This is a genomic window from Halorubrum sp. Ea1, assembly GCF_002252965.1.
Classification (GTDB): Archaea; Halobacteriota; Halobacteria; order Halobacteriales; family Haloferacaceae; genus Halorubrum.
This window is the reverse complement of sequence record NZ_NHPG01000090.1, coordinates 1-15,992: the sequence shown is the minus strand read 5'-3', so window position 1 is coordinate 15,992 and position 15,992 is coordinate 1. Positions and strand designations below refer to the sequence as shown.

Here is a 15,992-nt window from a genome sequence, read left to right as displayed (position 1 = left end):
GACTTCGTTCCGACGCGCGGTCGTCTCGCCGACGATCGTCCGCTTCAGCTAGGGGGTGGACGAGGCGTCGGTCGTCAGCGCGAGCGCCACCGCGACCGACTCGGTGAACTCCGAGCGGACCGTCTCCAGCAGCGACTCGGCGTCGGCGTCGTCGACGTCGGCGAGGCTGTGGGGCCGAGCCGTCTCGTGGAACGCACGTCGAACCTCCCGACAGCGAGCGTCGCCCGCGTATCGCCCCTCGCGAACGACCCAGTCGACGTAGTGGTCGGCGACGGCGGGCCAATAACGCGTGGCGACGTCGTCCCGGATCAGCGAGACGGCGGCGCGCGCGTCGTGGCCCGCGCTCACGACCGCCTGGTGGACCGTCTCGTTCGTCATCCATCCGGCCGCGTAGAGGCCGTCCACCGTGGCCCGTCCGGCCTCGCGGCCTACCGTTCCGGACTCGGCGCCGGCGATGTAATACTCGCCGCGTTCGAGTTCCATATCGGCACGTGCTATCCGTGTTCGGTTCCGATCCGAGATGACAAGGCTCCCTCTCGGGAGGCTGATCTCCGCGAGCGTATGTCCGGCTACCGGGGCGTCCTCGGCGACTTTGATCTGCTCGATACCGGATTGCTCAGACCAACAGTGTACAGCATTGCGCGCGATGATCGTGACTACTGTTGACGTGGGACGGCGCTCGACCGAGGTCAGCCGGTGATAGTGACCGGCCGCTCGGTCGAGAGCATGACGTCCTGCGTGATGCTCCCAATGAGTACCTCTTGGAGCCCCGACCGCTTACGCCCGCCCATGACGATGCTGTCGGCATCGCGTTCCGCCGCCACGTCGAGAATCTTCCGGGCCACCTCGCCCCCGATGGCGACGCGCTCGACGGGGATCCCCTCGTTCTCGAGGGTATCGGCCGCCTCGACTGCCGCGTTGATCTCCTCGAACGTGTGGGGAGGGGCCCCCTTGTAGTCCTGGTGACGGAACACGACGAGAACCGTCGCTTCAACGGTCTCCGCCGCCTCGGGCAGCCCCGCAACGTACGCCGCCTGATGATGGGCGCGTCCCGCGTCGGCGTCGACCGGTACCAGAACCTGTCGGATCCCCTCGCCGGGCACGCCCGTCTCGCTCGTGATGGTAACTGGCCGCTCGGCCGAGAGCATAACGTCCTGAACCGTGCTACCGAGCAGCACACGGGAGACGCCCGACCGCTTGCGTCCGCCCATAACGATCTCGTCGGCTTCGAGCCCCTCAGCGGAACGGACGATCTGGTCCGAGATACCGCCGTCGTCCACGGTTCGGGTCACGGAAACGCCCTCGCCCTCGAGAAGGTTGGCCGCCCCGACGGCCGCGTCGATGTCCGAGAACTCCACCGTGTCGGCGTCGTTGAACTCATCGGGAGGCACCACGAACAACACCGTCGCCTCGACATCGTCGGGGGCGTTCGGAAGCCGTGACACGTACTGTGCCTGGTGGAACGCGCGTTCCTCACTTCTGTCGACCGGAACGAGTACCCTGTACATCACATTTAATCATAGTGTTTATTAGACTATAATATCCACCAGTAGTTCCCACAAGACGATAACTCCAGAATTCGGAAACAGTAGACTGGACGGGGCGAACGATTTCGTATCGCGCTATGCGATTTACTCTGCCGCGAACGCGCGGACCGATTCGAACGAGCCGTCGGCGATAGCGCCGGCGATCCCCTCGATATCGGCGTCTCGAGGGACTTCGTGGGGGTACTTCCGGCTGAAGTACCGCAGGAGGTTCGCGACATCGCGTTCGAGGAACTCGCCGGCGTTCTCGTGGTCGACGGGGACCGCCTGCGGCCAGTCGAAGATCGTGACGCCGCTCTCCGCGACCGCGACGTTGTGTTCGGACATGTCGGCGTGGACCCAGCCGAGGTCGTAGGCGGTGACCAGCTCGCGGAGGACCAGATCGAGGACCGCGGAGGCCTGTTCGGGTTCGAGTCTCGCGCGCGAGAGTTCCGCGCCGTCGAACTTGTCCATCACGATGGCGTGGCGGTTGTGGTCGACGGGGCGGGGGACGCTCACGTCGGGGTACATCGCTTCCATCGCCTCGTACTCGCGCTCGGCCGCCTTGCGCGCGGTGTACATCCAAGAGACGTGGTCGCGGTCGGCGGTGTACTCGCGCTCGCGGTTCACCTCGCGGAAGTTGGTGTATCCCTCGCGGTGGTACTTCAGGGCGAGCGGCTTGAACGACTGGGCCTCGTACACGTCTCCTTCCTTGCCGAACCCCAGGGGCGAGCCCACGCCGTCGATGGTCTCGCGTTCGGAGAACGTGCGGAGCGCCAGGGCGTCGTACCCCTCGAACGTGAGTTGGTATCCCTCGTACTGGATCGTCTTCCGCTGGATCAGTTCGCGGTCGAGACACCGGTCGATCCGGTAGTCCACCTCCTCGCGCGTCAGGTCGGCGTAGTCGGGGATCTTGTCCCGGCGGACCCACTCCGAGAATCGCATCCCCTGCTCGACGCCCGAGAGGAGATAGAAGTCCTCGGGTTCGAGCTCCGCCATGTCGCCGGCGACGTTTCGGACCATACGCCCCCTACTCCGGGGATTGCTAAAAGGGACGCGCGTTCCGCGAGGCGGTGCGATAAATCTCATTCCGCGATAGCAAATCCCGTTTCGACCGGATCGTCGTCCGAACGCAACCGCTTTCGGGACGGCGGGCGGAGAGGCGCGCATGACCGCGCCGACGGGCGGCTGGCGGCTGATCCGAGAGGAGGCCCGTCCGGGGCCGATGCAGATGGCGCTCGACGAGGTGGCGGCGGAGACGGCGGCGGCGGGCGGCCCCGCGACGGTCCGCACGTACCGATGGGAGCCGAGCTGTCTCACGCTCGGCTACCGGCAGGACCCGGAGACGGTCGACTGGGCGTTCTGCGAGCGCGAGGGGATCGACGTGACCCGCCGACAGACCGGCGGCGGCGGGATCTACCACGACGGGCGCGGGGACGTCGCGTACTCCGTCGCGGTGCCGGCCGCCGACGTGCCCGGCGAACTGCTCGACTGTTACCACCTCCTCTGCGAGCCGGTCCTCGACGCGTTCGACCGCATCGAGATCGACGCGGGCTACGTCGAGGAGTCGGTGCCGGAGCTGTACCGCCCCGCCTGCTACCTCCGGGAGCTTCACCCCGCGCACGACGTGGTGGCGGGCGGTTCGGCGGAGCCGGAGGCCGACGGCGCGACGGAGGCTGGCGGCGCGGCCGGCGACGGCGACGAGGGCGCGACGGACCGCCGGAAGATAGCCGGCAACGCCCAGTACCGCAAGCGCGACGCCGTGATCCAGCACGGCTCGCTGACGTTCGCCGTCGACGCGGAGCGTCACCTCGGGGTCTTCTCCGATCCGCCGGTCACGCCCGAGGAGTTCCGCGAGCGCGTCGTCGGTATGGACGAGTTGGCCGACGCCGACCGGGCGGACGCCGCGGCGGCCGTCGAAGACGCGCTCGTCGCGTGGGTGACGGGCGGAGACGGCGACGAGGGCGGTGGCGACGAGGCGGACGGCGAGAACGGCCGGGCCGACGCGGTCGCGCTCGACCGCGACGGCTCGTGGTCGAGCGCGGAGCTCGCGCGGGCGGAGGAGCTCGTCGAGGAGAAGTACCGCGACGACGGCTGGGTCCGGACCCGACCGGGAAACGACGGCGCGTAGTCGCCGGAACGGGAGGGGAACCGGACCAACCGGTTCCGAAGGGGCTTTTTCAATCGCCCCCGTTGTAGCGGTATGAGTCTCAAGGTCGGCGCGCACGTCTCGATCTCCGGTTCGCGGGCGTCGAACGATCCCGAAACGCCGCCGTACGGGAACATCGCCAACGCGGTGTTCAGACAGAAGCAGTTCGGCGGCAACTGCGGACAGATATTCACGCACTCCCCGCAGGTGTGGCAGGACCCGGACATCAGCGACGAGGAGGCCGCGCAGTTCCGCGAGGGGACCGAACGCGACCTGGTCGGGCCGTGGGTGATCCACACCTCCTACCTCGTCAACCTCTGTACGCCGAAGGAGGGGCTCCGCGAGAAGTCGCTCGACTCCATGCAGAAGGAGGTCGACGCGGCCGCGAAGCTGAACATTCCGTACGTCAACGTTCACCTCGGCGCGCACACGGGGGCCGGCGTGGAGGGCGGCCTCGACAACGCCGCGAGCGTCATCGACGACGTCGACGTCCCCGACGGCGTCACGATCCTCATCGAGAGTGACGCGGGCGCCGGGACGAAGCTCGGCGACGAGTTCGAACACCTCGCGGGGATCATCGACCGTACCGAGACGGACATCGACGTCTGCGTCGACACGGCCCACGCGTTCGCGGCGGGCTACGACCTCTCGACGCCCGAGGCGGTCGACGAGACCGTCGCCGAGTTCGACGACGCCGTCGGGTTGGAACACCTGGAGTACATCCACCTCAACGACTCGAAGCACGCCTGCGGCACCAACAAGGACGAGCACGCCCACATCGGCGAGGGCCACATCGGCGAGGCCGGGATGGAGCGGATCGTCAACCACCCGGACCTGACGGACGTGCCGCTGGCGCTGGAGACGCCGACCGAGAACGGGAAGAGCTTCGCGTGGAACATCGAGCGCGTCCGCGAACTGCGCGCGGAGTGAGCCCGGGGCGGCCGGGCCGTCGCGGGAGCGAAGGGGAGGAAACCCCCGAATTTAGTTACAATTGTCCGACGCGCCTTTATGTGGTCGGAGCCGAGATCCACGGATATGACCACCACTGAGGCGCTCCTCATCGGTCGTCGTCGCCGCTTGGCCCTCACGATGGTCGGCGGATTCGCCGGTCTGGTGGCGCTCTCGCTGGCGGTCGCGGTCGTCGCCGAGCGTGCGGGTCTCCCGACCGCGGCGGCGCTGACCGACCGGCTCGTCCCGCTGTTGGCGTTCTACGCGCCGGCGCCGATCGCGGCCGTCGGCGGGTACGCGCGCTGCGGCGGCCCGGCGTGTCTCGCGGTGGGCGCGGTGCCCGCGGTCGTCTTCGCCGCGCTCGTGGTCGTCGGGACCGTCTTCGGCGTCCCGGGCGTGGGCCCCGGCGACTCCCCCATCGGCGGGGTGACGATGGCCTTCGCCGCGGTCGGGCTGACCGGCGCGTTCGTCGGCTACTGCGCCGGCGTCACCGCCGCGCTGCTCTCGGACCTCGTCGGGTTCGGGAGCGGCGGCGACAGCGAGGGCGACGAAGACTGAGAGTCGGAGCGCGCCCGGGCGCTCGGCTTCCCCACGTTTAATTCGTCCCGCGTCGAACGCGGTGCCGTGCGACGCTTCTCCGCGGAGTACCTCGAACACACCCGGCAGGGGATGTGGGCCGACGACCGGGCGGCCCTCGCGGACCTCGAGTTGGCGAGCCGCCGCCGCGTCGTCGACGTCGGCTGCGGCACCGGCGAACTGACGCGCGTCCTCGACGCGGAGGCGAGGCCGGACGCGACCGTGATCGGCGTCGACGCCGACACGGACCTCCTCGCGGTCGCCCGCGAGGAGACGGGACTCCCGTACGTCGCCGGCGACGCGACCCGGCTCCCGCTCCCGGACGGCGCCGTCGACCTCGCCGTCTGTCAGGCCCTCCTCATCAACCTCCCCGAGCCGGTCGCCGCGGTCCGGGAGCTCGCGCGCGTCTCCGCCGACCTCGTCGCCGCGATCGAACCGGACAACGGCGACGTGACGGTGACGTCCACCGTCGACACCGAGGAGCGGTTGGAGCGGGAGGCGCGCGAGGCGTACCTCGAGGGCGTCGGCACCGACGTCGCCCTCGGCGACCGCGTCCGGGAGGCGTTCGCGGCGGCGGGCGTCGAGGACCTCCGCACCCGCCGGTACGTCCACGAGAAGCGGACGGCGGCCCCGTACGCGGAGCCCGCGCTGGCGTCGGCGGCCCGGAAGGCGTCCGGCGGCGGCCTCGCCGACCACCGCGAGGAGCTGGTGGCCGCGACCTCCGTGGACGCGTACGACGACCTCCGGCGGCGCTGGCGCGAGATGGGCCGCGAGGTGGTCGAGGCGATCGGCGCCGGCGAGTACGAGCGCGTCGAGCGCGTCCCCTTCGACGTGACCGTGGGACGGGTCGAGACCGGGGACTGACGGACGCGGCGTTCCGCCGCCGCGTCCGGAAGGTCGAAGTCGGACCGGGTCGACTCGGGACACATGCCGGCCGCACTCGTGACGGGTTCCTCCAGGGGTATCGGGCGAGCGATCGCGCTTCGGTTCGCGGACGACGGCTACGACGTCGCGGTCAACTACCGCACCAGCGACGAGGCCGCCGCGGCCGTCGCGGGGGCGGTCCGCGACCGGGGGCAAGCGGCGGTCGCCGTGGGCGCCGACGTCTCGGACCCCGACGCGGCGGCCCACCTCGTGGAGACCGCCGCCGACGCCCTCGGCGGGGTCGACCACGTCGTCAACAACGCCGGGATCGACCAGCACGTGTACACCGCGGACCTCGATCCCGACGACTTCGACCGGGTCATGGACGTCAACGTCAACTCCGCGTTCAACGTCACGAAGGCGGCGCTCCCGCACCTCCGGGAGTCGGAGGACGGCCCGTCGGTGACGAACGTCTCCTCCATCCTCGCGCACACCGGCGCGCCGGTCGAGTGCCACTACGCCGCCTCGAAGGGGGCACTCCTCTCGCTCACCCGGAGCCACGCCGGCGACTTCGCGCCCGAGATACGGGTGAACGCGATCGCCCCCGGCCACGTGGAGACGGACATGACGGGCGACCGGACGCCCGAGGAGAAGCGCGAGGAGCTGGCCGCGATCCCCGTCGACCGGTACGGCCAGCCCGAGGACATCGCCGACGCGGCCGCCTACCTCCGGGACGCGGGATTCGTCACGGGCGAGACGCTGAACGTGAACGGCGGGGAGCTGATGCGGTAGGCGATCAGTACTCCGCCAGTCCCGCCTCGATCCGGTCGAACCCCTCCTCCAGCCGGTCGACGGAGTTCGCGAACGAGAGGCGGAGCCGCCCGGGGGCCGTGTCGCCGAAGCCGTCGCCCGGCGCGAGCACGACGCCGTGCTCCCGCAGGAGGTACTTCGCGACGTCGATCGCGGGCGCGTCGATGCCGGGGTCGAGGAAGGCGTAGAACGCGCCCTCGGGGCGGGGAGCCGAGAGCCCGTCGATGGCGTCGACGCGGTCGACGACGAGGTCGCGACGCTCCTCGAACGCCCGGTACATCTCCTCGAACGGCTCCTGCGGGCCGGTCAAGGCGGCGATCGCGGCGTGTTGCGCGACGCTCGACGCGCAGGCCGTGGTCGACTCGCGGACCGTCGCGACCGCGTCTATCATCTCCCGGTCGCCCGCGAGCCAGCCGAGCCGCCACCCGGTCATCGCGTACCGCTTCGAGCAGGAGCCGACCGTCAGCACGTGGTCCGGGTGGCCGGTGTACGCGGCGATCCCCTGGGCGGGCCCGTCGTAGGTGAGCCCGAGGTACACCTCGTCGGCGATCACGTACGCGTCGTGGTCGGCCGCCGCCTCGACGACCGCACGGCACTCGTCGCGGTCGAAGACGCGGCCGGTCGGGTTCGAGGGCGTCGTGAGCACGACCGCCGCGGTGTCGTCGCTCATCGCGTCGATCACGCGGTCCGCGTCGAGGGCGAACCCCGTCTCCGCGGGCATGGGGACCTCGCGGAAGCGCCCGTCCGCGAGCGTCGCCTGCGTCTTGTAATTAGGCCACGTCGGGCCCGGGACGAGCAGCTCCTCGCCGGGCGAGACCGCCGCGAGGACCGCCAGGTGGAGCGCCTCCATCCCGCCGACGGTGACGACGACCTCGTCCGGGTCGTGCTCGACGCCGTACTCGGCGGCGAGCGTGTCGCTGATGGCCCGCCGACACGCGGGGAGCCCCGCGTTTGAGGTGTAGTGGGTCGCGCCGTCGCGGGCGGCGCTCGCGGCGGCGTCGATCACGTGCGCTGGCGTGTCGAAGTCGGGTTCGCCGACCTCCAACCGGACGAGGTCGCCGCCGTGACGCTGTGCGAGGTCGAACATCACCCGGATCCGCGAGCGTTCCGCGCGCCGGACGCGGTCGGTGGGCGTTGGCATACCGTCCACACGGCGAACCGAGCAAAAAACCGTCGGGTGGCGGCCAAACGCGGCCCGAGCGGAGGCGGAGCGGCGCCGTCGGCGTCCGCCGCCTACACCATGTCGCCGCGCACCGACGACCCCTCCTGCTCGGCCCGGCGCCGCTTGAGCACGTCCGCCGCCTCGCGGGCCACGTCCTCGTCGGCGCCGAGCATCCCGAGCGCGGCCGGGAGCGTCGGCATCGCGAGCGAGCCCGCCCGCAGGCGGTCGAAGGCCTCCTCGTCGCGGGTGCCGTCGACCCACAGGCAGACCCCGCGGGGGTCGAGCACCTCCTCGTAGGCGTCGCGGGCCAGCGCCCCCTTCAGGCGCTGGCGCACGTTGTCCTCGAAGCTCGCGTTACACACCTCTAGGTGGATCGGCTCGCTGTCGCCGGACTGCGTCCGGCTGCCAGAGGGACTACGTCCCTCGCTGTCGCCGACGAGTTCGGCCGCGAGGCACTTCTCGGGCGCGGCGTACCCGTTGTCGCTCGCGCGCACGCGGTCCGGGTGCGCCTCGGCCCACTCGGCCCGCACGGAGGTGCCGATCCCCTTCACGCCGTACTCGGCCTCGAACGCCGCCGCCGCGTCGGCGTCGCCGCCCATGATCACGTCCTTGGTGAGGTAGACGTCGAGGCGCTCGACGGGGTCGAGGCCGAGCGCGACGTCGCCGAACGCCCACACCTCGCGGACGGGGACCGGCATCGTCTCGTTCTCGACCCGGTCGACGAGGGTCGCCAGCCGGTCGACCGCCTGTTCGCGGTTCATTGGCGGATCGTTGGCGGCACGCGGCCAAACCGGTTACGCTCGGGGGCGCCGGGCGTCCCGCGGGTCGCGGTTCAGAGGTCGTCGAGCCGCGCCGCGACCGACTCCCAGTGGCCGCCCTTCCAGAACCAGCGCCCGCAGTCGCGACAGCGCCACGCGGGGCGGGGGTCGGTGTCGGCGGCGGAATCGGAGCCGACCGCGGGCGACGCGCCCACGTCGTCGGGGACGTACTCGGGCCGGTCGTCGGGGTCGACGTCGGCGCCCTCCGGACCGACGCGCTCGACCGGGCCGTTACACTCCCCGCAGCGGGTCGGCTCCGCGGCGAGCGCCACCGGAAGCCCGGCCGCCGCGACCTCGCGGAGCTGGTCGAGCACGTCGCGCTCGGTCAGGAGGACCGCCCCGGGGTCGCGGTCGGCGGCGCGCGCCGCGAGTTCCCGATCGCGGGTGACGAGGAGTCGGTCCTCGTCGGCCGCGAGCGACAGGAGCCGGTCGTCGGCCTCGACCCCGCGGTCGAGCGCGTACGCCGCGTCGTACCCGCACATCCGGAGGTAGGTCGCGAGCTTGCCGCACATCGTGTCGACGAGGACGCGGGGCGCCATCAGCCGTCGAGGAACTCCCAAAGGCCGTCGACCGGGCGCGCGTTGATCACGTCGGCGGTCTCGGCCCAGCCGCGCCGGGCGGTGTGCACGCCGTACCGGGCGTTGTCCAGCTCGCGGGGCGAGTGGGCGTCGGTGTTCACGGCGATCGCGGCGCCCGCGTCGACCGCGGCGCGCACGGCGTCGCCGTCTGCGTCGAGGCGGGCGGGGTTCGCGTTCACCTCGATCGCGGTGCCGGCGTCGGCGGCGGCCGAGACGACGGCTCCCACGTCGGGCGAGATCCCCGGGCGGCTGTTGATGATGCGGCCGGTCGGGTGGCCGAGGACGTCGACGTGGGGGTGTTCGACCGCGCGGACCAGTCGCTCCGTGGCGGCGTCGCCGTCCTGCCCGAGCGCGGAGTGCGACGAGGCGACGACCAGGTCGAGGTCGGCGAGCGTCGCGTCGTCGGTGGTGATCGATCCCTCCGCGTCGATGTTCGCCTCGATGCCGTGGAACACCGCGATCCGGGCGTCGTCGCCGGCGCCCGCTCCGTCGTCGGCGCCCGCTCCGTCGTCGGCGCTCGCGTCGTCGACCTCACGGCCCATCACGGCGCCGTCGACCTCGCTCACCGCGTCTTCGACCGCCGCGGCCTGCTCCGCGATGTCGGCCTCGTCGAGGCCGGTGTTCCCGAAGATCCCCGGTCCGGCGGCGTGGTCGGAGACGACGTGGTAGCCGTAGCCGCGCTCCGATGCCGCTTCGATCATCTCCGCGATCGAGAAGCCGCCGTCCGACCAGTCGGTGTGGGTGTGGAGGTCGCCGCGCAGTTCAACCGTCTCGACGAGGTCCGGGAGCTCGCCCGCCGCGGCCGCCGCGACCTCGCCGTTGTCCTCTCGGAGCTCCGGCGGGACGAACGCCATGTCGAGCGCCTCGTACACCCCCGCCTCGCTCTCGCCGGCGACGCGCTCGCCGACGCGCCGGGAATCGGACTCGGCCCCGTCGTCGCTCGCGTCGTCTGCGTCGGCCCCGTCGTCGACGTCGCTCACGTCGAACAGCCCGTACTCGTTGAGCTTCAGGTCGCGGTCGATGGCGCGGTTGCGCACCGCGACGTTGTGGGCCCGAGACCCCGTGAAGTACTGGAGCGCGGCGCCGAACTCGTCCGGGTCGACGATCCGGAGGTCGACCCGGGTCCCGCTCGCGCGGACGCTCGCCTTCCCGGAGCCCGCCTCGATCGTCGCGTCCGCCTCCGACCAGCCGGTGAGCGCCTCGACGATCGGCTCGCGCGCGTCGCTGGCGACGAGGAGGTCGATGTCGCCGATGGTGTCCTTCCAGCGCCGGATCGAGCCGCACACCTCGGCGGACTCGACGGCGTCGACGTCGGTCAGGTACGAGAGCGCCGCGTCGGCGACGGGCCGGGCGTCGCCGAGCCGGGTCCGTTTCCGCGCCTCGCGGGCGAACGGGATGTTCGCTAAGATGTTCTCCTCGGTCTTCGCGCCGAAGCCGGAAACCTCCCGGATCTCGCCCGCCTCCGCGGCCGCCTCCAGCTCGTCGAGCGTGGTGACGCCGAGCGCCTCGTAGAGGCTTCCGACCGTCTTCGGGCCGACTCCCTCCACGGCGGTGAGCCCCGCCATGTCGGCCGGGAGCTCCTCGCGCAGGGCCTCCAGCTCCTCGATCTCGCCGGTCTCGAAGTACTCGACGATCTTCGACGCGATCGCGTCGCCGACGCGGTCGATCTCGGCGACCGCCTGTTCCCCCTCGCCCGCTAGGTTCTCGATCGGGGCGGTGTGCTCGCGGACGTTCTCGGCGGCGCGGCGGTACGCGGTCGGCTTGTACTCAACGCCGGTCGCCTCGAGCAGGTCGGCGAACTCCTCCAAGAGGGCGGCGACCTCGTCGTTCCGGCTCATTGGGTCGGGGTTCGGCCGGGCGCTCCTTATACTGACCGGCGCGGCGGACCCCCCGATCCGGTCAGCCCGCGGTGCGGTCGACCGGCGGCGCGGCCGTGTACCGTCGGACGAGGGCCACCAGCGCCGCGCCGAGGAGGACCAGTCCGCCGGCGACGCCGAAGGCGACGGCGTAGCTCAGGGCGGCGAGCCACCCGCCGGCGACGCTCCCGACCCCGCCGGCGAGGGCGCCGAGCGCGGCGTAGGTGCCGAGCGCCTCCCCGCGGATCGACAGCGGGGACAGCCGGGCGACGAGCGTCCCCGCGGTCACCGCGATCACCGCCCACGTCACCCCGATCACTGCGAAGACGGCCGCGGCGACGCCGAACCCGAGCGCGGCCGCGCCCCACGCCGCGCCGACGAGCGCGACCGCGGGGAGGGCGACCGCGCGCGTCGAGAGCGACGCGAGCTGGAGGAGCGCGGCGTCGCGGTCGGCGGTCAGCTCTCCCGCGGCGCCGAAGAAGGCCGCGGCGGCGAGGCCGTTTATCAGGTACAGCGCGAACACGCCGTCGGAGCCGAAGCCGACCGCGGTGAGGAACGCCGGCAGCGGCGCGAAGAACACCGCGAACCCCGCGAACGCGAAGAAGACGGCGAGGAAGTACAGCGCGAGCGCCGGGGTGAACCGCTCGACGAACCGGCGCGGGTGGAGCCCGCGGAAGTCGGCCCGACCGACGGTGACGGGGAACGCGGCGGTCCGGACGCTGAAGCGGTCGGCCGCGCGGATGGCGCGCCTGAGGCGCGTCCCCGACGCCCGTCGGTCGCCGCCGGGGCCCGGGTCCGCGGGCAGCGTGCGGACGCCGAGGGCGAGCCCGAGCACCGCGAAGGCCGCGAACGGGACGAACAGCCACCGGATCACGGTCTCGGCGGGGAGGAGTCGCCCGCCGACGCCCGTCCAGACCGCCCCGAGCAGCAGCCCGAGCGCCCAGCCGACGCCCTGGTACTGGTTCAACAGGGCGATCCGCTCGCTCCAGGCGCTCTCCGGGACGTCGGCGACCGCGAGCAGCGTCAGGACGGGCGTCGCCGCCGCGAACGCGAACCAGATCGCGCCGTTCGCGACGATCACCGGCGTCACCCGGTCCGTGAGCGGGATGACCCCGATTCCGACCGCGACGAGCGCCAGCATCGCGAGCACGATCGGGCGGCGTTTGCCGGTCCGATCGGCGATCCGACCGGCGCCGAGCGCGGCCGGGACCCCGACGACGGCGGCGACCGCGGCGAGCACGCCGAGCACGAACGGTCCCCCGCCGAGCTCGACGACGTACAGCGGGACGACGAGCGAGGCGCCTCCGAACGCGACCGACCCGAGCCCCCAGCCGTACAGCCAGCGTTCGGCCATGCTACCGGATGAGGCGGAAGTCGCATAGTCGCACCGATCCGAGGGGGCGCTCGACGGCGCGCTCGACGCTGCGGTGTCCGGAGAGCGGCGGTCGCCCGGCGCCACCGATAAGTCGCGCGGGCACCGAACGACACGCGTGTCCACCGACGAGACCGACGGGAGCGAGGGCGACCGCAACGTGTTCGGCGGCGAGCTGGCGCCCTGCGGCCGCGAGCCGACGACGGGGTACCTCCGCGACGGCTACTGCCGCGACGTCGACGGCGACGTCGGCGAGCACACCCTCTGTGCGGTCGTGACGGCGGAGTTCCTGACGTACAGCCGGGAGCGCGGCAACGACCTGATCACGCCGCGGCCGGAGTTCGACTTCCCCGGGCTGGAGCCGGGCGACCGGTGGTGCCTCTGCGTCGGCCGGTGGGTCGAGGCGGCCGACGCGGGGGTCGCGCCCCCGGTCGTGTTGGAGGCGACCGACGAGTCCGTGCTCCGGGCCGTCGACCCCGACCGGCTCCGGGAGCACGAGTTCGACCCGGAGGCGTTCGATCCCGATGAATTCGATCCGGAATCGCCCGGCGCGGACGAGTAACGCCGAAGCGGCGGCTACTCGTCGGCGCTCTCGGCGGCCGCGTCGAGGAGCATCACCGCGCCGCCGAGGAGCGCGACGTTCTTCAGGAAGTTGATCTTGTTGCCGTGCCGCTCCTTCCCCTCCATCGCCCAGAAGTCGTGGATCGAGGGGGTGGTGCCGAGGAAGAAGACGATCAGCGCGCCGGCGGACGCGCGCGGGAACTTCCAGAAGACGACGCCGAGGTTGGCGACGAACAGCATCCCGGTGACGAACGGGACGAGCACGTCGGGCATCGGGACGCCCTTCTCCTCGGCGACCGAGACCCGCTTCTCGTTGTTCTTGAACCCGTCGACGGCCATGTACGCGAGGATGCCGCCGTAGAGGGCGCGGCCGATCGCCGACGGGGGATCGGAGGCGGACCCCACCGTCGGCGCCGCGTCGTCGGCCGAGGCCGCGTCGTCGTCGCTCACGCCGACACCACCTCGATGCGGCTGACGTTCGCGTCGACGCGCCCGACCGTCTCGTAGGCGCCGTCGTCGCCGCGACGCATGATCCGGCCCTCGACGTCGTCGCGCTGATCGGGCACGTCGAACAGCCCGGAGCCGCAGATCACGTCACCGTCGTGCACGGCCCACGTCTCGACGATCTCGTGGGGCTCGCCCGGGAACGGGACGCGCTCGAAGTCGCGGCCGAAGTTCGTCGACTCGAACAGCGCGACCTCGTGGTCGTCGTTCACCCACGCCGGCGGCGCCTCCTCGCCGCCGCAGAAGAAGACGGTGCCGTCGTGGACGAACACCCGCCGGACGTACGAGAAGTCGTTCCCGGCGTCGATCCGGCTCCACGACTCGCCCGCGTCGGTCGTTCGCCAGAGCCCGCCCTCGCCGACCGCGTGGCCGAGCCCGAGGTTCTCCAGGTCGTGGTCGAGGTAGCCGGTCGTCGCGAGCCACACGTCCTCCGAGATCGGGAGGATCTGGTGGACGTCGTCGACGATCGTGTCGCGCCGGTCCGTCCACGTCTGCCCGGCGTCGTCGCTGAGGTGGATCCCGCCGGCCTCGACGCCCGCGATCAGCCGCTCCGGTCGCCCCGGGACGGCCTCCAGCGCCCGGAGCCTGGCGTAGTGGGGGTCGATCGGCGACTCCCAGTGGCCGCGCGAGGGCAGGTCGCGGAACCCCTTCAGCTCCGTCCACGTCTCCCCGTCGTCGACCGACCGGAAGATGTACGGGTCGTTCGTCCCGGCGTACAGCGCCCCGTCGGCGGTCGCGAGGATCGACCACACCTCGCTCTGGCCGGCGTGCCAGAAGCGGTCGCCGAGGGGAACCTCCAGGTCCTCCCACGTCCGTCCCCCGTCGCGGGAGCGGTACGCCCCCGTCGAGGACGCGACGAAGACGCCCGCCGCGTGGTCCCACGACTTCACCGCGGTGACGACCTCGCAGTCGAGGACCCGCTCGGCCTCGTCGCGCTCGAAGGGCACGTCGTCGACTCGATAGAGCCCGTCGTCCGTCCCGATCAACAGTGTCATACACGGCTACGTGCGTCGGACGCGTACTAAAGTTTTTACCAAGCTGTAAAACGCTAAGTGGCCGGGGGTGAAAGTGGAGAGCAGCGGGCATCCCGATTCCACACGCCATGACTACACCCCACCCGACCAAGCGGCCGACGGACGCGGCGCACCTCGACGACGACATCGACCCCCCGCGGGAGCTGCTCACCCTCCCGTGGATCGACGTCCACAACCACGCCCACACGCTCTCGTGGGACGACCGCGAGCGCTACGCGCTCTCCGGGTGTCGGTCCATGCTCATGGTCGCGTCCGGCTACCACTGGACCCCCTACAAGCCGGTCGCGGCCGACGACATCCGCTTCCTCTGGGACGACGCGATCAATCGCCGCGCGGCCATCGAGCGGAACCACTTCTTCGAGGCGAAGCTGGGGCTCGGCGTCCACACCGGCGTCCGCATCGAGGACCCCGACGAGCTGTTGGCGGCGATGGACGACTACTGCGCGCTCGACGAGGTCGTCGCGGTCGGCGAGACCGGCGTCGTCCCCGCCGGCCACGTCGAGGGGTGGGCGCTCGACGAGCAGCAGGCGGTCGTCGGGGCGCAGATGGAGCTCGCGCGCGACCACGGCCTCCCCGTGATCCTCCACACGCCGAACACGTCGACGGACGCGAAGCGGCCCTACCGCGACGGGCTGGGCGTGACGCCCGGCTACGAGAAGAACGCGGGGCTCGGCACCGACCCCGTCCTCGACGGCGAGAACCCCGCGCTCGACGCGGTCCGGCTCGACGTGGAGGCGATGCGCGACGCCGGCCTCGACGACGAGCGCGTCGTCGCCTCGCACGCCGACCGCAACAACACCGCGTACCTGATGGAACAGACCGACTGCTACCTGAGCTACACCATCGGTCACTCGTGGCTGGTCGGCGTCGACGCCGCCGACGTCGCCGACGCCATCGACGAGTACGGCCCCGACCGGATCATGGTCGACACCGACTGCGCGAACGTCCTCCGGACCGACCCGTACGCCCTCAAGCGCGCGATATTCGAGCTGTACCGGTACGGGATCGACGTCGACGACATCCGGAAAGTCGTGCTGGAGAATCCCCGGGAGGTCTTCGGGTTCGAGCAGGAGTAGACGCGATCCCGCCGGGACGATCCCGTCGGAACCACGTTCTGCAGGCAAGCCCCTGAGCGAGAGCGACGATCGCTTATAAATAACTACGGTGGCGCGCCCCGGTGAGCGGCCCTTTGGGCCGCGAACCGCCGGTGCGAGGGAGTCGCGAGCGAAGCGAGCGA

Annotated in this window: 17 protein-coding genes; 7 read left to right on the top strand and 10 right to left on the bottom strand. The window is 71.6% G+C overall.

Features of this window, described 5'->3' with window-relative positions; genetic code table 11:
* Positions 1-48: 48 nt before the first annotated feature.
* The 3 genes from DJ73_RS20985 to DJ73_RS11130 all read right to left on the bottom strand — a co-directional run bounded on the left by DJ73_RS20985 (position 49) and on the right by DJ73_RS11130 (position 2,546).
* On the bottom strand, positions 49-483 hold the full coding sequence (locus DJ73_RS20985; RefSeq protein ID WP_241881509.1) for a hypothetical protein: 435 nt from the start codon (positions 481-483) through the stop codon (positions 49-51).
* Between the two features lie 206 nt (positions 484-689).
* A complete protein-coding gene (locus tag DJ73_RS11135; protein ID WP_094557971.1) occupies positions 690-1,508 on the bottom strand; it encodes a universal stress protein in 819 nt (272 codons plus the stop codon).
* 123 nt (positions 1,509-1,631) lie between these two features.
* Complete coding sequence (locus tag DJ73_RS11130) at positions 1,632-2,546, bottom strand: serine/threonine-protein kinase RIO2 (RefSeq protein WP_094525824.1); 915 nt, start codon at positions 2,544-2,546, stop codon at positions 1,632-1,634.
* A gap of 145 nt (positions 2,547-2,691) precedes the next feature.
* Here DJ73_RS11130 and DJ73_RS11125 point away from each other — a divergent pair, with 145 nt between their 5' ends.
* The 5 genes from DJ73_RS11125 to DJ73_RS11105 all read left to right on the top strand — a co-directional run bounded on the left by DJ73_RS11125 (position 2,692) and on the right by DJ73_RS11105 (position 6,852).
* The gene (locus DJ73_RS11125; protein ID WP_094557970.1) at positions 2,692-3,654 is read left to right on the top strand and encodes a biotin/lipoate A/B protein ligase family protein; all 963 of its coding nucleotides are present in this window, start codon (positions 2,692-2,694) and stop codon (positions 3,652-3,654) included.
* 72 nt (positions 3,655-3,726) lie between these two features.
* Positions 3,727-4,602, top strand: a complete 876-nt coding sequence (locus DJ73_RS11120) for a deoxyribonuclease IV (RefSeq protein ID WP_094557969.1) — start codon at positions 3,727-3,729, stop codon at positions 4,600-4,602.
* A gap of 105 nt (positions 4,603-4,707) precedes the next feature.
* Positions 4,708-5,178 (top strand): hypothetical protein, encoded by a 471-nt coding sequence (locus DJ73_RS11115; RefSeq protein WP_094557968.1) that lies wholly within the window; start codon positions 4,708-4,710, stop codon positions 5,176-5,178.
* 66 nt (positions 5,179-5,244) lie between these two features.
* Positions 5,245-6,060, top strand: a complete 816-nt coding sequence (locus tag DJ73_RS11110) for a class I SAM-dependent methyltransferase (protein ID WP_094557967.1) — start codon at positions 5,245-5,247, stop codon at positions 6,058-6,060.
* Positions 6,061-6,123: 63 nt separating this feature from the next.
* Positions 6,124-6,852 (top strand): 3-oxoacyl-ACP reductase family protein, encoded by a 729-nt coding sequence (locus DJ73_RS11105; protein WP_094525819.1) that lies wholly within the window; start codon positions 6,124-6,126, stop codon positions 6,850-6,852.
* Between the two features lie 4 nt (positions 6,853-6,856).
* On the opposite strand, the gene DJ73_RS11100 is transcribed toward DJ73_RS11105, so the two are convergent.
* The 5 genes from DJ73_RS11100 to DJ73_RS11080 all read right to left on the bottom strand — a co-directional run bounded on the left by DJ73_RS11100 (position 6,857) and on the right by DJ73_RS11080 (position 12,638).
* On the bottom strand, positions 6,857-8,011 hold the full coding sequence (locus DJ73_RS11100) for a pyridoxal phosphate-dependent aminotransferase (protein ID WP_094526557.1): 1,155 nt from the start codon (positions 8,009-8,011) through the stop codon (positions 6,857-6,859).
* Positions 8,012-8,103: 92 nt separating this feature from the next.
* Entirely contained in the window at positions 8,104-8,793 is a 690-nt protein-coding gene (locus tag DJ73_RS11095) for a hypothetical protein (RefSeq protein ID WP_094557966.1), read from the bottom strand.
* A gap of 71 nt (positions 8,794-8,864) precedes the next feature.
* Positions 8,865-9,389, bottom strand: coding sequence for a Mut7-C RNAse domain-containing protein (locus tag DJ73_RS11090; protein ID WP_094557965.1), 525 nt, complete (start codon positions 9,387-9,389; stop codon positions 8,865-8,867).
* Positions 9,389-11,266 (bottom strand): helix-hairpin-helix domain-containing protein, encoded by a 1,878-nt coding sequence (locus DJ73_RS11085; RefSeq protein ID WP_094557964.1) that lies wholly within the window; start codon positions 11,264-11,266, stop codon positions 9,389-9,391. The genes DJ73_RS11090 and DJ73_RS11085 overlap by 1 nt, the downstream gene beginning before the upstream one ends.
* Positions 11,267-11,327: 61 nt before the next feature.
* Positions 11,328-12,638: an MFS transporter gene (locus DJ73_RS11080; protein ID WP_094526554.1), complete on the bottom strand. Its 1,311-nt coding sequence runs from the start codon at positions 12,636-12,638 to the stop codon at positions 11,328-11,330.
* Positions 12,639-12,774: 136 nt separating this feature from the next.
* Between DJ73_RS11080 and DJ73_RS11075 the strand changes: the two genes are divergently transcribed.
* Positions 12,775-13,218: a DUF2237 family protein gene (locus DJ73_RS11075; protein ID WP_094525813.1), complete on the top strand. Its 444-nt coding sequence runs from the start codon at positions 12,775-12,777 to the stop codon at positions 13,216-13,218.
* Between the two features lie 14 nt (positions 13,219-13,232).
* Here DJ73_RS11075 and DJ73_RS11070 read toward each other — a convergent pair whose 3' ends face one another.
* On the bottom strand, positions 13,233-13,667 hold the full coding sequence (locus tag DJ73_RS11070; protein ID WP_241881510.1) for a DoxX family protein: 435 nt from the start codon (positions 13,665-13,667) through the stop codon (positions 13,233-13,235).
* The gene (locus tag DJ73_RS11065; RefSeq protein WP_094557963.1) at positions 13,664-14,716 is read right to left on the bottom strand and encodes a sialidase family protein; all 1,053 of its coding nucleotides are present in this window, start codon (positions 14,714-14,716) and stop codon (positions 13,664-13,666) included. The genes DJ73_RS11070 and DJ73_RS11065 overlap by 4 nt, the downstream gene beginning before the upstream one ends.
* Before the next feature lie 107 nt (positions 14,717-14,823).
* On the opposite strand from DJ73_RS11065, the gene DJ73_RS11060 reads away from it, so the two are divergent.
* The gene (locus tag DJ73_RS11060; RefSeq protein WP_094557962.1) at positions 14,824-15,831 is read left to right on the top strand and encodes a TatD family hydrolase; all 1,008 of its coding nucleotides are present in this window, start codon (positions 14,824-14,826) and stop codon (positions 15,829-15,831) included.
* Positions 15,832-15,992 lie beyond the last annotated feature (161 nt).

Excerpts from the sequence above, each read along its gene's own strand:
- DJ73_RS11080 (WP_094526554.1), bottom strand. The coding sequence starts at position 12,638 with ATGGCCGAACGCTGGCTGTACGGCTGGGGGCTCGGGTCGGTCGCGTTC.
- DJ73_RS20985 (WP_241881509.1), bottom strand. The coding sequence starts at position 483 with ATGGAACTCGAACGCGGCGAGTATTACATCGCCGGCGCCGAGTCCGGA.
- DJ73_RS11065 (WP_094557963.1), bottom strand. The coding sequence starts at position 14,716 with ATGACACTGTTGATCGGGACGGACGACGGGCTCTATCGAGTCGACGAC.
- DJ73_RS11100 (WP_094526557.1), bottom strand. The coding sequence starts at position 8,011 with ATGCCAACGCCCACCGACCGCGTCCGGCGCGCGGAACGCTCGCGGATC.
- DJ73_RS11115 (WP_094557968.1), top strand. The coding sequence starts at position 4,708 with ATGACCACCACTGAGGCGCTCCTCATCGGTCGTCGTCGCCGCTTGGCC.
- DJ73_RS11125 (WP_094557970.1), top strand. The coding sequence starts at position 2,692 with ATGACCGCGCCGACGGGCGGCTGGCGGCTGATCCGAGAGGAGGCCCGT.
- DJ73_RS11135 (WP_094557971.1), bottom strand. The coding sequence starts at position 1,508 with ATGTACAGGGTACTCGTTCCGGTCGACAGAAGTGAGGAACGCGCGTTC.
- DJ73_RS11105 (WP_094525819.1), top strand. The coding sequence starts at position 6,124 with ATGCCGGCCGCACTCGTGACGGGTTCCTCCAGGGGTATCGGGCGAGCG.
- DJ73_RS11085 (WP_094557964.1), bottom strand. The coding sequence starts at position 11,266 with ATGAGCCGGAACGACGAGGTCGCCGCCCTCTTGGAGGAGTTCGCCGAC.
- DJ73_RS11090 (WP_094557965.1), bottom strand. The coding sequence starts at position 9,389 with ATGGCGCCCCGCGTCCTCGTCGACACGATGTGCGGCAAGCTCGCGACC.
- DJ73_RS11060 (WP_094557962.1), top strand. The coding sequence starts at position 14,824 with ATGACTACACCCCACCCGACCAAGCGGCCGACGGACGCGGCGCACCTC.
- DJ73_RS11130 (WP_094525824.1), bottom strand. The coding sequence starts at position 2,546 with ATGGTCCGAAACGTCGCCGGCGACATGGCGGAGCTCGAACCCGAGGAC.
- DJ73_RS11095 (WP_094557966.1), bottom strand. The coding sequence starts at position 8,793 with ATGAACCGCGAACAGGCGGTCGACCGGCTGGCGACCCTCGTCGACCGG.
- DJ73_RS11120 (WP_094557969.1), top strand. The coding sequence starts at position 3,727 with ATGAGTCTCAAGGTCGGCGCGCACGTCTCGATCTCCGGTTCGCGGGCG.